Consider the following 14207-nt stretch of genomic DNA (forward strand, 5'->3'; position numbering starts at 1 on the left):
TGTTTTAATTTATCTCATGTTATGGGGTCAATCCCAGGGAACCCTTACGCTTTTTTTGTTGCACATGGGAGAGTTGTTGAAGAATTTCAGTATTACAAGTACTGCACGGCGATGAAGAAGAACATACCGTCCGAATTGAAGTTACCTGTAATAGTAGGGGCTCCTTTTTTTTCAAAAACAATGCGGTCAGATGGGAAAGCCCCCTTCGTTGCTTTGTATCCGGTCAGATCAAGGCCAAGCCAAGCTTCAGCCTGCTCTGTTGCTTTTGCCAACAGCTGCTTTTCGGTGAGCGCTTTGATGCTTTCTTCATATTTATCAATAGCATCCTGATCCTTGCCATACAGATCATCTGCCAGGGCTCTAGCGTTCACACTCAGTACATCAAGAGTGTTTTTGTCGATCCCTATCCACGTTCCGAAATCACCGTCCACGAACATGAACTCATACACTTGTTTAGTCCCTTTTTTAATAAGAGAGACATTGGCCAGTTCTCCTTGCTCCACACCTTCCAGCTTGTCGAAGACAGCTTCCGCAGCTTGTTGTACAGAAGAGTCTACCGCATCCAGTTGGATTGACTCGGAGGTGTGACTAAGCTTGTCCTCATTGATGTGGTAGGTCCGATTGTCAGTGCTGATGCTAGCGACACTAATTTTTCCTTTTTTATCTAATATAACTTGGCTAAAAGGAGAATTTTTAACGGAATAGGACCATTCCTTCGTGCCGATGGACTCACCTTTGTAAAGTTTATAGGCAGTGCCTGTTATTTTCTTTAATGTTTGCTCGGCTTTCTTGACTGCCGCAGCAGGTGCAGTTGTTGCAGCTTTTTCAGTTGCAGTAACCGTTGTTCCGACACTGGCTGCACTTGCCTGTGTTTGATAATATACCATAGAAGTGGCACCAATGATTCCTGCCAGCGCTACGGTGCTGAGCACTTTGTAAACCTTTTTCATAATGGTTCCTCCATATATTGTGTGATTTGTTCTACACCTATATAACAATCAAGAACCTGTCGATTGTGACACGGATTATTTTTGTTCCTAAAAGCATGCTTTTAGACACATTAGTTTACAAAAAAACGGGCCTCCTACATCGGGAGATCAGAGCTTTCTATGCAGAAGTCTTTCCTCGTAATTCATCGGTGCTCCCTGTTTAGCAACCATTTAACCGTCCAAATGAAGCCTGCCAGTCCTATTAAAAACACCAGAAAATAACTGGTATCTGCTAAGGGAAATGATGCGACTCCACTTTCCTTCAGATGCAACGCAGGTACAGACCAAGGCAGATACGTGCCAATGTCAGTAGATCCGAATACCAATGCCAGCATCAAAGTTGTAAACGCAAAGCCGATCGGCATCAGATAACCGCGCGATATAGGCAAACCGAGCAAAGCCTTAAGCGTCCGATCCGAATACTCACGGCCAAATGTCCAGCTTGTCATCAATCCAAACCCCAGCAGCCCAAACACGGATGCATACAAAAACGCAGTCCGTTCAAAAGGCCAATCGTACCGAGTTTGGACAATCCGGACTGCTCGATGTGCCAGATCCTGTAATGGCTACAAAGCACTTCGCTGCCTATTGGTATTTGATCAACCGAGAAATACCGGGACAGTAGAGGAGGAACAAACCAAACGTATCATCATTGAAGGCGTACGCGTTTTTCTTTGCGCTTATGCACCGCGCACCGTTCAGAACTGAAAAACGCATCTCCATGAGGAGGTGCGTTTTTTTGTGATGGATATGCAGCGGGACCCGATAGAGGGACCTCGTGGAGCATTTTATGAAAGGTATCATCTGATGGGTAAGATCGTTAACGTTCGACTGCCAAACATGGAGGGATCCTTGAAGCTCTGTGTTGGGACCGGAATAAGGATACTCTCATAAAAAAGCCGGTGTAAAGGATGTTATATGCATGGTTGATATTATTACCGTTGTATTTGGTGTAATTGGGACTTTTACTGTTTTTAATTTACTATTTGTTTAGTAAAACGCTTGGGAATGGGTTTTACAGATGGATTATACGGAAAATGCGCTCTCCCGCATTTTTGGATATCTTGGACTTTTCTGCATTTACAATGCTGGGTAATTTTATGGTACAATATGTATATAATAAAGTGGAGTGAGGATGCTGCTAACATCCTCACTCCTGACAACAACCGCTTTTAAGGGCGGTAGGCTGTACAAGGTTCAGAAATAGGTCGTCACCCTTGCCTAGGGCGGCCTATTTCTTTTTGTTTTGGTTCAATGCTAAGACAATCGTTACGACCAAACCGATCAGCGTGACAAGCAGCGAACCGAATTGGATCATTAATGTCAAAACATCCTTAACCTCCACAGGCATCACCTCCCTTCCGGGAGACTAGCCGACCGCCCATACTAGCCATTCTGTTGTATGGGTAATTATACCATAATGGAAGAATAGCGACTATTATGACGTCTCTCAAGTTAGTTAAAATACATCCGCGTTTCTATGGGTTCTTGGAGGCGCTGGGGGACTAACCCCCATACAAAAAAACCACCCCCAAAGCCTACGACAAACGTAGTCTCTTTGAGGGCAGCCCCATTTAATCTTACATACAACTCCAATTACCTTGCCTACAACCTACTTCGCACTCGGCAGCAATTTATTCAACAAGATCGCTGCAAGCGAAGCAGCCAGAATCGGCGAGCCCAACAAATACTGCACGAACGTAGGCAGCGTGTACAAGAAGTCTTTCGGAATGAGCACTAACGCCAACGTCAAAATCATCGGGATGGCGATAATGTACATTTCTTTTTCCCCGATTTTTTCGTTCTTCATAACCTGGATCCCGTTAATCGAGATGATGCCGCAGACGATGGCGAATACGCCGCCGATGACCGCGGTTGGGATCGAGGAGATCAGCGCGGCCAATTTGCCGGAGCAGCCGAAGAGGACAAACCATCCGCCTACCGCCAGGAAGACCCGACGACTGGCCACACCCGTGATGGAGATGATGCCTGCATTGGTGGAATAGCCGGTAACCGGCGTGGAGCCGAGCCCCGAAGCAATCAGGCAGCTAATCCCCTCACCAATAACCCCACGGTTAATGTTCTTATCCGTTAACGGTTTATCAATGACATTGCTGATGGCAAACCATGTACCCGTCGTTTCTGCCAGCAGGACGAGATAAATAATGATCATGGTGATGATCGCCGAGAAGTCGAACGAGAAGCCAAAATCCTTAAACGGAATCTGCGGCATGCTGAACCACTTGGCATTTCCGACAGCGCTGAAATCCAGCACCCCCATAAAGTTGGCCGAGATACATCCGATAATTAACGCGACCATCACAGACGTAACGCGGAATATCGCGCCTCTCGTGCGGAACAAAGAACCCAGGATGACGAACAGAATGAGTGCAGCCGCTGAGATCAGGGCCAGCAGCACGTTCTGATTGATGGTAGCGTCCGTGGCGCCGTAGATATTGTCTCGGATGGCTACCGGCAATAAGGACAGACCGACGATGAAGATGATCGTGCCCCCGACAATAGGCGGGATGAAGGAACTAACGATTTTATTGAAGATTCCCGTATACCCCAAAATAATCACGAGGATCGCGCCAATCAAGCTCGCGCCCAGCACGGAACTCCAACCCATCTCTCCGCCGCCGCTGGCGGCATATATCGCGACAATCGCGCCGAGTGGAACATAGGAAGGGCCCTGCGCCATCGGCAGCTTCATACAGAAATACGTTTGCACGATCGTGGCAAGCCCGGCCGCAATAAACGTGGATTGAATCAATGCGCTGGACTGATTGGGCGCTAAGCCGATTAACATGGCAATCAGGAAAGGGACGACATAGACGTCCATCGCGACGACATGCTGTAAACCGAGAATGGCGGATTTCCCGAATGATATTTTACCGTCGGGCGGAACCGTTAAATGCTGTGATTTTGTTTGCGTGCCATTTAGCTCTTCTGCTTGTGTTTTCACTCCGCTGGACACCTCGAATGTTAGGATGAATTGCTTGTTGAACAACCTCTATTTGTCTTAACGCGTATGAACCTTTTCCCCTTGCACCCACACCTCGCGGATATGCTCAGGCCGTGCCAGATACATGATTTTCTGAAAAATATCTTGTATGTCTTCAAACTCGTCAAAAATCGGCAGCTTTGCGGATGGAAGCCTCGTATCGATCACCTGCACATCCCATGCATAGTTTTCTTGAATGCGACCGATTGGCAGGCTCAGACTTTCACCGCCCCCGGCCGTAGCCAGATAGAATGCCTCATGGACCGTAATCCGCGAGTCGGGTACCCCACGAGCTTCAGCAGGAAGGGAGGTGTTCACGCCATCTTCCAGCATCCGCGAAGACATCACGGCTTGCCTTATATTATCGAAGAGACTGGGCGAGAAGCCGCCGGATAGATCCGAGCCTAAACCGATCTCCACATTTTTAGCATGGAAGCGGGCGACCGGGATGACGCTGTTAGCGAAATACGCGTTGGATATCGGGCAGTGCGCGATCGCGGTGCCCGTGTCAGCGAACAATTCGGCATCTTGATCATCGAGAAAATTACAATGAGCCATAACCGATTTATCGCGCAGCAGGCCAAAATCATGCAAGGCAAACGCATCGTTTTTCTGGAATCGATCTTTCACATACCCGTGCGCCCAATCGCTTTCGCTGCAGTGGGACTGTACATATGTGTCGTATTTGGCTGCCAGCTCGCCAAGACCCTTCAGCCCCTCATCCGTACAGCTTGGGATGAAGCGTGGGGTGACGACGGGATACACGCCTTGTTTTGTGGTTTTGGCGAGTTCCTGTACAGCGATAATAAATTCCTCCGTATCCGCCAGTGCCGTGGATGTGTCCGCATCGCGGTAGTAACCCGGATTCTGCTCGGGGTCGTCCATGACGACCTTTCCGACAAGTCCGCGCTGGCCCTTGCTCGCACAGATTTGGGCTAACAACAAGCTGGCTTCTTTATGCACCGTGGCAAAATAAAGGGCTGTCGTTGTTCCATTGGCCAGCAGGGTGCTTACCACATCGCCGTAAACCTTTTGCGCAAACTCCAGATCGGAGAATTTCGATTCCAGCGGGAACGTATAGGTATTCAGCCAATCGTAGAGCGGAATGTCCAATGCGGTTCCGGATTGAGCCCATTGCGGGGCGTGAACATGCAAATCGACAAAGCCAGGAAGGAAATACTGTCCTTCCTCTAGTCGGTGAAAGCTGTCCGTGCCTTGATACGTATCCAGCAAGGATTGATAGTCGGCATCTTCCGGTGCCACAACTTGCTCAATCATGCCGTCCGTGTTGACGCAGTAAAGATAGTCTCTCAATACTTGAATTTCTTTGGGAGATTTGCTTGAAAAAGAAGTCCCTTGAAATAATAACATATATTTACTCATGTTTACCGCCTTAATGTTCGTTTTTTGGAGCGCTTTTGTCATTATAGTCCGTTAAAAATGAGATGTCCATAGTTTAAAGGCGAATAGGTGGGTTTTGCTGATTCTGATATAAGAATGAATGTAAGGTTGATCCAGGGAAACTAGAAACAAACGGTTTTCAGGATAAAGATCAATCACAACCGAAGTATCAGGGGAATATTTAATTACCTTGATATTAATGTTTGATAATACTAAAAGGATCTAAAACGTCTCAAGGAAAGCCAATGAGTTAAATGAAATTGAGTTAAAGTTTATCCTGAAAAATTAGATAGACATTTATTTACTATTTTTTATAAAAAAACCGTAACTTTCCCAAAGAGTTAATGAATATTTATAATAAGGACATCAATATTCTAGTTAATGATTATGATCAATACTATAACGAACTGAGGAAAGGGAACTACATTGAGGGAGTACTTGATCGAGATGAGGGTTTATCAGCGACGGATATTGCTAAGATTGGGCTCACCCATGCCAACAAAGCAAGAGATGAGGCATTAAAAAAATATCCAAACTCCAGTGATGTCATGTTAAGAGATGCTTACAGACATTTCACTTGGAATTATTTATCTACCAAGGATGTAGGGGCTATTAAAACAAGAACTGCTACGATAAACCATGAATGGGGGCTCGTGCTGTTAAATCCTGTTATAAACTATTACAATAATAGATACAATTACTACGTTGGCAATGGTTCTGGTGCCGCAGGGTACGATGCATTTATTGACACAACACTGTATATTCCGAATTTAAAATTTCAATTGATCCTTGTGTGTCAAGCGAACATCGACACTTTTAAAGGCTTTTTTGATAATGCAAATATAATGGATTTGCATAATAACGTATACGGAAGAGCCTACGCGGCTAGCCATCCATCTGGTTACGACAGTGCCTTCACAAGTGCAAAGAACGCCGGTGATTTGATTCTCAGTGAAAGTAGTGTAACCAATTGGAATTATACTTATGTTTGGCAGAATAATTGGTGGACAGAATAGACAAAAGAGTTCAATTTCCTTTTCTAAATACAAGGGGGTAGGGTAATGATTTACTATATATGGATCGTCTTCTCCCTGTTGCTCTCTGTATATGGTGTTGTCTTTTACTGGCCAAATTACACACTAGACGATGAATTCATTCTTTTTAATGATATAGCAACTATTATAATTTTTACCCCTTCATTTTTCGTACTATGTTTTTCAGTATTACTGCAGGTTGTGCAAATGCTTCTGAAAAATAATAATCGCTTAAAACCATTAGCTTACATTGCAATTTATTTCATTAGCGTAATAATTTTTTCTGTAATCACTGTCGATAAATGGACAGCAGTGATTATAATTTTAGTAAACATAATAGGGTCAATCTTGGGAGTAATACACCATTTCCTTTCTGTCTTAATAAAAAAACTAAACAAGATAAATCCAAAAAGCGACTCATATTGAGTTGCTTTTTTATTTGGAAGAGTTTGAAAACACTTCCTAGTTTATATCAAGGGTGTATTTTTGGCGCTTCCTGTCGCCTCTAGATATGGAAGAGAAAACTCGAAGTCATCAGGATATGTATCTAGTAGTTCTTGAATTGATTTTAATTGTCTACTCACGGATCTGATTAAATAGCGTATCTACTTTTACTATTAAGTAGAGCACTGTAAACCTACTGAACTCCTACTTCAGATATTCAATCAGCCAACACTGCCCATTGAACCCAAACCATTTTGTTTTGAAATATTAAGCAAGCGACCATCCTTTCTCAAAAAAACCATTATCCATCATACGTGTTAAAATAGAACCATCATTCGTTGTTATTGGAGGTATCTTCATTGAACATTCAACTGGGCCATTTTGAAGTGAATTCCGGACAATTGGTTGTGGCCGATCCTTGTTATGAATTGGATGCGAACATTATTATCATGGGCGTGTTGGAAGCCGTATTAAATGGAACGTGGGTAGGGGAAGTGGAGAAGGTGGAGATCCCGGACTGGGGCGAAGCCAACGCCAAGCTGACGGCTTACCATCACTCGGTAGCAGAACAAGGGGCGTTCCTGGAGTGGATCAAGTGTCCTTTTGTGGCTGGAGTGGATAGCGGGCAGGCGGGGATTTTTGATATTCAAAAGTACCGAATTCCGGATGCGAATTCAGCATCGGATAGCTCGGACACGGATACGGAATGGTATTATGCCTGCTGCGACATCACCGAAAGCGGGGAAGAAGCGGGTGTCCTGGATGGGGGCGTCGTATCTCGTACCGGCATCGGTGATGGTGCATACGGCGTGTATAAGGCCGTGAATGAGCAGGATCAAGTGGTTGGCGTGAAAATTGTGTTTATTAAGAGCTAGTCGAGCGCTAAAGGAAACTGAATAAGAGCAAGTGCAAACAGTCATGGAAGGTAACCCTTTTATGGCTGTTTTATTAGGGATACACCATGATGCCAACCAAACCTGTCACTATACTAGATACAATAGAGGCATATTGGGGCTTCTGTACCAAATGGGAGCATGGAGGCCTTACTTCATCCTGCTTGCATACTCTAATGCCTTCAATATGAAGGACTCTGGAACCTTTTCCATATCCTAGAAGATGGATACAATAAGGTCCAATGAAACGTTGGAGAGGATGCGAATGCCTAGAATACTTGTCCTGCCCGAGGTATTAATTCGGGTGTCGGAGGAAGCCGCCAGGGCTGCGGAAGAACTGGAAACGACCAAGAATCGGCTGGACCAGCAGATTACATATATGATGTCTTCGTGGGAAGGAACGACACGTTCGCGGTTTTTCGAAGATTTTCAGCGTGCCCATGGCGAAATGAATAAAACGATTGAGCATCTACGGATCATCGGCCAGGAATTGAAGGCCATTGCTTTCCGGTTCATCTCAGCTGATATGCATGAAGACCTCATGATGGCAGCATCGGCAGCGAGCGCTGCGAACGAGCCCAAAACGTTCTGGGACCATGCAGGGGACTTCTGGCAGGGGCTGCAGACCGGGGCGAAATCCGTAGCAAATTCGGTAAAGGATACGGCTACGTCCTTGGTAGAAGACCCGCTTGGCACTGCCAAGGACATGGCCTATAATGCAACTATCGGGACGGCGGAAGAGATCATCGACACGGCGGTTTGGGGAGGCAAAATGATCTTTGATGCCGATACCCGGGAGAAATTTGCCGCTGACATCGAGGATTCGGGCGGCGCGTCCAATTACATGGGGCAGCAGGCGGCCATGATTCTGGCCGGCCTGGCCACACGCCGGATCGGCGTGAAGACCCACCCGCACCTGAAGCATGATTCGGGTGGGGATGGGGGGAAGGTTGAGGGGACGCCGAGATTTGCGTCATCAAGTGGTGATTTAAGTCAAAACTTAGTTGACCATATACTTAATAGACACTCTGTGAATAGCACTAAGAATCAGCTCCCATATCTACAAAAGAAAATGTCGGATGATCAAATTGATGAAATGTTAAGTAAAAAGTCTTTCTTTAATAAAGAATGATCGGATAATAAAATTACTGAAGCTTCTACAGTGGCTGTTAACCAATTAAAAAAGCAGGGAGTAACTGATGGATTGCATACAGTTACTGTTTTTGGTGAGCCAATTAAAGTATTTATTAAAAATGGAAATGTGGACTCTGTTTATGGAACAAATATGTATAAACTAAGCGATTTATTAGATTAGGAGGACCGCACATGTTTATTATTTCCTTTAAAGCATATGATAATTTTGATGATATTAAACAAATGTCTGCTGAACAATTTGATCAAACTAAACAAGATATAGAAGGTATCATTGAACTGGATTTTAATGGCAATAAATACGGGTTATTCTTTGATGATTGTCCTTTTGGCGAGGAAAGACTTGTTCGATGGTTTGTTGACTTATTAACGATTGCAAAAAAAATAAAAGAGCATAATTACGTTGCGTATCGAATTCCGGATAGTGCAAACCTATGGCTTGAATTTATTATGCAGGAAAAGGAGCTGAGTGTGAGCCTGGTAGAGGATGTTGATCGAGAATCAATAATAGATCTATTTATTGATAAACCATACAAGGAATTTAAATATTCACAATGGAACGGAAGTAAAATCAGCACAGTTTCTTTTGTGGAGGAAGTAATAATAAATGCAAACAAGTTGTTGAATTTTATATCGGTGTTGAATCCTCAACTATTAAGTAGCGAGAATATTCAATTATTAAAAAATAAAGTGAAGAGCGTCCAGTTGAGATGACTCCGATGGACTCTCCTTCACCCGGTTATAATTTTGTGAAGACAAAATATAACTCTACATGGAACCAATACGGTTCATTGTATAAAAAAACTACAGTATCCGACACCACCTACATTGATGTACAATTCTCTGCGGGTACGGCAGTTGCCACTATTTTGTCAGTTATCGATATTATTTGGACAAAAGGTGGACTGACCACCCTATTAAAAGCATTTGCAATTACAATAACAGGATCTGTTATCGATACAGCATGGTATGGAATTCTTGATGCTACTAAGTACTTGACGCAAATCGAAGTGTTTTCACAAGGCAAACTCGGATTAAGAAGTGAACAATATATTTTAGAGGCGAAAGTAAACGGAGTGCCAAAACAAGTGCATGATGGTGGAGATGGTCGTACGTATGATCAAATGATAGATGATGCCATTTATAATGTAATTATTCTAGGTTAAAAGAGAGGGTCTTCGTCATGAAAAACTCATCCAGAACTACATATTTGAGAAGACGGCTTATATCGGACGTTGTTTATTTGGTACTTTGTATTTTAGGGATAATTCTTGTTGCGAATACTAGACATTACTGGCTTACATTAGTCCCTATATTAGCATTAGTTCTTGGAATATTCATAATAAGATATCATCTAAAAGAATACAAAGATAAATCTGATAATGGATGATTTAACGAGCCTTTTAGAGGCTCGTTATTTTTCATGCTGGAGTCCGACAAAAGCTTTTGTTTTAGGGTAATTCGACCTGTGCAAGGATGGAGTGAAAACCGGCTCACACCATACAAGAGATCTATACCGTCGGGAATCCAGAGAAGTTAAGCAGCCTCTAGGATGATTTCCGATTTAAACACGGTATATTAATTGATGAATTCCGTAAGCAAGCAATAATAACCGAGCGAAAACTCAGGGCCGTTCCCTGTATTCGCTCGGTTTTTCGTTATGACAGCCCCTTCCTATGAACTTGAAACAAAATTGAGACAGTCTTTGTTCCATTGTTATATTACACTTAATTGGAGATGTCGAAATTTATCAGATCACGGAGTGTTTCTATGACTCCTCGATGATTGTACTGATGCAAAGGAGAAACCTGTTTATGAAAAAAATGTCCATGCTTCTGGCAGTAACGCTCATTTTTTCGATGGTGCTTGCTCCCTTGGCTTCCGCTCAGCCGGTGGTCCGGGCTGGTAACGACTCGGTTCCGGTTGAAGCGGACGGTTGGGTTCTCGTAGGTACGGCTGAAGAACTGGCCTATATCAATCGGAATCAAGCGTCCTACCTGGATCGGAATATCCGATTGACCAGCGACATCGATATGACCGGATACGATTGGGTGCCCATAGGTGATGAGTTGACCGTCTTCAGCGGTATTTTTGACGGAAGGGGACACCGGATTGAAGATCTTACCATCGATGATGGAGGAGTTCTGCAATATGTCGGCTTCTTCGGTCGCGTATCGGGGACCGTTCGTAATCTAAGCATTTCCGCACAAGTCAATGGCGGCAGTCATGCCGGCGGATTGGTGGCCCATCTGATAGGCGGCAGCATCATCAACTCGTATTCGCAGGGTTCCGTTACGAGCGGAGATACCGGTTTCGCTGGGGTGAGCGTAGCCGGCGGGTTGGCCGGGGGAGCCAGTGGGTATTCGACCATTCTTCGCTCATCTTCATCCGCTGCCGTCAAGAGCGGTGATGCCTCTAACCAATATGCCGGAGGGCTTGTCGGATCCCAAGGTACTGGCTCCATTAGCGACTCTTATGCCACAGGGACGGTGACCAATTCGGATGGCGATCACTATTTCTTTGGGGGCGGATTGGCCGGACAGCTAGTATATGGGGATATTGCCAATAGTTATTCGTCGACAGCTGTCACCCAATCCGGAAGATTCAGCTATGGCGGGATGGGCGGCTTTGTCGGTTTCATTTTCGACGGGACGAATCCCTCGATCCATGCCTCGTATTTCGATTCCGTTGCTACCATGCAAACCAGCGGCGTAGGATATGGTAGTGGTACTGGCTCGGTTCACATTACGGGCCTTACAACCAACGAAATGAGGGAAGCATCCAATTACCAAGGCTGGGATTTCACCGATACCTGGGCCGTCGATGCCGGTATTAATGGAGGATATCCTTATTTTCGTCCGGACATTTTGACAACCGATCTGCCGCGGGCGGACAAGGACGCTCCTTATTCCTTGGTCCTTGAAGCTTTCGACGGCGCAAAGGGGGGCTTGACTTGGAACGCCTCCGGACTTCCCGATGGTCTATCGATGACTGCTTATGGCACGATCGAAGGCAGTCCTACGGTGAGCGGTACGTTCCCGGTTACGGTTTCAGCGACCGATGCAGGCCAGAACATCGCCAGCGCTGTGTTGACTCTGTACGTGGATGAACCGGCACCGGACATCGGGGGGATTGCTATTCGTCCAGGCAGCGCGAACGGTTCGACGAGCGTGACGGCGGTTCCGGGTAATCCGGGGCATACGTATGCTTATTTGCTCGGACCAGATGCCAGTGTGCGTCCTCTAGTGGGGGATGCGTTGCCTGGCGAAGCGGTCTCCTACTCGTTAGGAACGGACATTATGGATCCCATTCCGGGTCAATATCTTCAGGTTTTTGAACTGGATGCACAGCAGCGCATCCAGGCATGGAGCGTTATCCAAGTGGAAGCGAGCCATATTCGTAACACCATCCCCGTTACGGGGGTGAGTCTGGATCAGACGGCTTTGACCCTTACGGCAGGAGGTGCTCCACAGAAGCTGACAGCCGTCCTTATGCCTGCGAATGCGACGAATCAGGCGGTATCCTGGAGTTCCAGCGATTCAAGCGTCACCCAGGTGGACCAGAGCGGCGAGGTGACGCCGGTCGCTGAAGGTACGGCGGTCGTTACGGTGACTACCGTCGACGGCGGGTTCACGGCCACCGCAGCAGTGACGGTACATTCGGCTCCAACGGATACGGGGACGGTGACCGGCGCAATCTACGGTACAGGGAATACACCGCTGGCCGGTGCGGCGGTATCGGTGGGCGGAATGAAGGATATGACCGACGCCGAGGGGAGATTTGCGCTGAACAACGTAGTGCCAGGCCGTCATGAACTTACGGTGACGGCAGCGACGTATAACGATTATGCGACAACCGTAAATGTCCTAGCTGGGGAGACGGTCGACGTAGGGCGCATCGATATGAGAGCCGCCTATACCCCAGAACCGGAATCCCCATCCTATAGCTGGGTTCCGGTTCCTGCCCCTTCCCCTGCGCCGGACCCAAGAATGATCGTAACGATCAACGGCAAACAAGTTCGGGTCACCGCTAAAAAAGAGCAGGATCATGACGGGCGCACCGTTCTGAGACTGATACCGGACTCCGATCTGGTTCGGTCATGGGCCGCTGGCGGGGAGGATATCGTCATCGACATCGATAATGATGATCCGGTGGTGAAGGTCGATTTTCCGGCTGAAGCGCTGCAGGTTCTCCTTGCGGCCAAACCGAATGCAGCCATTCGGATTGGGGTGAACGGGGCAAGCTACAGCGTTCCGCTGCACGTGCTGAGCGACCTCCCGAACCGAACGACCGTCACGGTTGTCATCGCCAGAATGACGGATTCTGCAAGCCGTGAGCTGGATGAGGAATTGACCCGTCAAGGCTATGACATGCTGACTAGGCCGACGAGCTTTGAGTTATACAGCGACGGCAATGAAAAAATCGAAGGGAAAGGCACGTATTTGGAGCGCACATTCTCAATGAACGGTGCGGCAGAATCCGACCATTCCACCGTCGTGCGGGTGGATGGCCCAGGGAAGCCGCGCTTCGTCCCTTCCGTTTTTGAAGGGGAGACAGCGACTTTTTATGACGCATATAACGGCTTGTTCACCGCGGTTCGCTCCAACCGAACCTTCGAGGATATCCAGGGACATTGGGCGCAAAGCGACATCGAGCGGATGGCGAACAAGCTGATCGTGAACGGATCGGCTGACGGCACGTTTGATCCTAACCGTACGGTGACCCGCGCGGAGTTCGTCGCGATGCTCGTGCGTACGCTCGGACTGGCCGAGAAACCGCAGCTAGCTTCCTATTCGGACGTGGGGCCGAACGAAGTTTGGTATGCCGGTGCGATAGGGGCCGCATCCGCGACTGGTTTGATTGAAGGCTACGCCGACAGTTCGTTCCGACCGGACGCTGCGGTCACGAGAGAGCAGGTGGCGGTGATGCTGGCCAGAGCCGTTCTATATGCCGGCGAGCTTCCGCGGCAGGACACATCTGCGTTGGAACGCTTCTCGGACCATGACCAGGTATCCGAGTGGGCTAAGGGATCGGCTGCCGACCTGCTGGCCGCGGGCATGATCGAAGGCGTTGGGAACGCGGCGTTCGCTCCGCAGGCGTATGCTACGCGCGCTCAAAGCACGGTTCTGCTGAACCGGATGTTGAACTATCTGAATTTCATCAATTAATTGCAGCCAACAAGCTAACGCGCACATTCCAGCCAAGAATGTGCGTGTTTTTTTGCGTCTTTTGCGTTATGAAGCCTATTCGTAGACTCGAAACATAGTATAGTATAAAAAATAATAGGTTT

The 14207-nt window shown here is 46.9% G+C and carries 11 protein-coding genes; 6 read left to right on the forward strand and 5 right to left on the reverse strand.

All coding sequences use genetic code 11. The annotated features are described in order from the left end of the window. Nucleotides 1-92 precede the first annotated feature (92 nt). The 5 genes from BMX45_RS23775 to guaD form a co-directional block, all read right to left on the reverse strand. Nucleotides 93-950 (reverse strand): hypothetical protein, encoded by an 858-nt coding sequence (locus BMX45_RS23775; protein ID WP_090912409.1) that lies wholly within the window; start codon nt 948-950, stop codon nt 93-95. Nucleotides 951-1132: 182 nt separating this feature from the next. Beyond that, a complete protein-coding gene (locus BMX45_RS23780) occupies nt 1133-1465 on the reverse strand; it encodes a hypothetical protein (protein ID WP_254778221.1) in 333 nt (110 codons plus the stop codon). Nucleotides 1466-2220: 755 nt separating this feature from the next. Next, nucleotides 2221-2334 (reverse strand): putative holin-like toxin, encoded by a 114-nt coding sequence (locus BMX45_RS31985; RefSeq protein ID WP_254778222.1) that lies wholly within the window; start codon nt 2332-2334, stop codon nt 2221-2223. A 267-nt stretch (nt 2335-2601) separates the two neighbouring features. Continuing rightward, on the reverse strand, nt 2602-3954 hold the full coding sequence (locus BMX45_RS23790; RefSeq protein ID WP_090912511.1) for a uracil-xanthine permease family protein: 1353 nt from the start codon (nt 3952-3954) through the stop codon (nt 2602-2604). Between the two features lie 57 nt (nt 3955-4011). Beyond that, a complete protein-coding gene (gene guaD / locus BMX45_RS23795) occupies nt 4012-5376 on the reverse strand; it encodes a guanine deaminase (RefSeq protein WP_090912411.1) in 1365 nt (454 codons plus the stop codon). Between the two features lie 362 nt (nt 5377-5738). Here guaD and BMX45_RS23800 point away from each other — a divergent pair, with 362 nt between their 5' ends. The 6 genes from BMX45_RS23800 to BMX45_RS23830 all read left to right on the forward strand — a co-directional run bounded on the left by BMX45_RS23800 (nt 5739) and on the right by BMX45_RS23830 (nt 14085). Further along, nucleotides 5739-6410: a hypothetical protein gene (locus BMX45_RS23800; protein WP_090912413.1), complete on the forward strand. Its 672-nt coding sequence runs from the start codon at nt 5739-5741 to the stop codon at nt 6408-6410. Between the two features lie 821 nt (nt 6411-7231). Then, nucleotides 7232-7747, forward strand: coding sequence for a DUF4241 domain-containing protein (locus tag BMX45_RS23810; RefSeq protein ID WP_090912417.1), 516 nt, complete (start codon nt 7232-7234; stop codon nt 7745-7747). Nucleotides 7748-8030: 283 nt separating this feature from the next. Next, nucleotides 8031-8897 (forward strand): WXG100 family type VII secretion target, encoded by an 867-nt coding sequence (locus BMX45_RS23815; protein ID WP_254778224.1) that lies wholly within the window; start codon nt 8031-8033, stop codon nt 8895-8897. Nucleotides 8898-9091: 194 nt separating this feature from the next. After that, a complete protein-coding gene (locus BMX45_RS23820; protein WP_090912419.1) occupies nt 9092-9631 on the forward strand; it encodes a hypothetical protein in 540 nt (179 codons plus the stop codon). 5 nt (nt 9632-9636) lie between these two features. Further along, nucleotides 9637-10083, forward strand: coding sequence for a hypothetical protein (locus BMX45_RS23825; RefSeq protein ID WP_217648130.1), 447 nt, complete (start codon nt 9637-9639; stop codon nt 10081-10083). 648 nt (nt 10084-10731) lie between these two features. Further along, nucleotides 10732-14085 carry an S-layer homology domain-containing protein gene (locus BMX45_RS23830; protein WP_090912424.1) on the forward strand — a complete coding sequence of 1118 codons (3354 nt, stop codon included), beginning with the start codon at nt 10732-10734 and terminating at the stop codon, nt 14083-14085. Nucleotides 14086-14207: the final 122 nt, after the last annotated feature.

This window comes from Paenibacillus sp. cl141a (assembly GCF_900109305.1).
GTDB lineage: Bacteria > Bacillota > Bacilli > Paenibacillales > Paenibacillaceae > Paenibacillus_AQ > Paenibacillus_AQ lautus_A.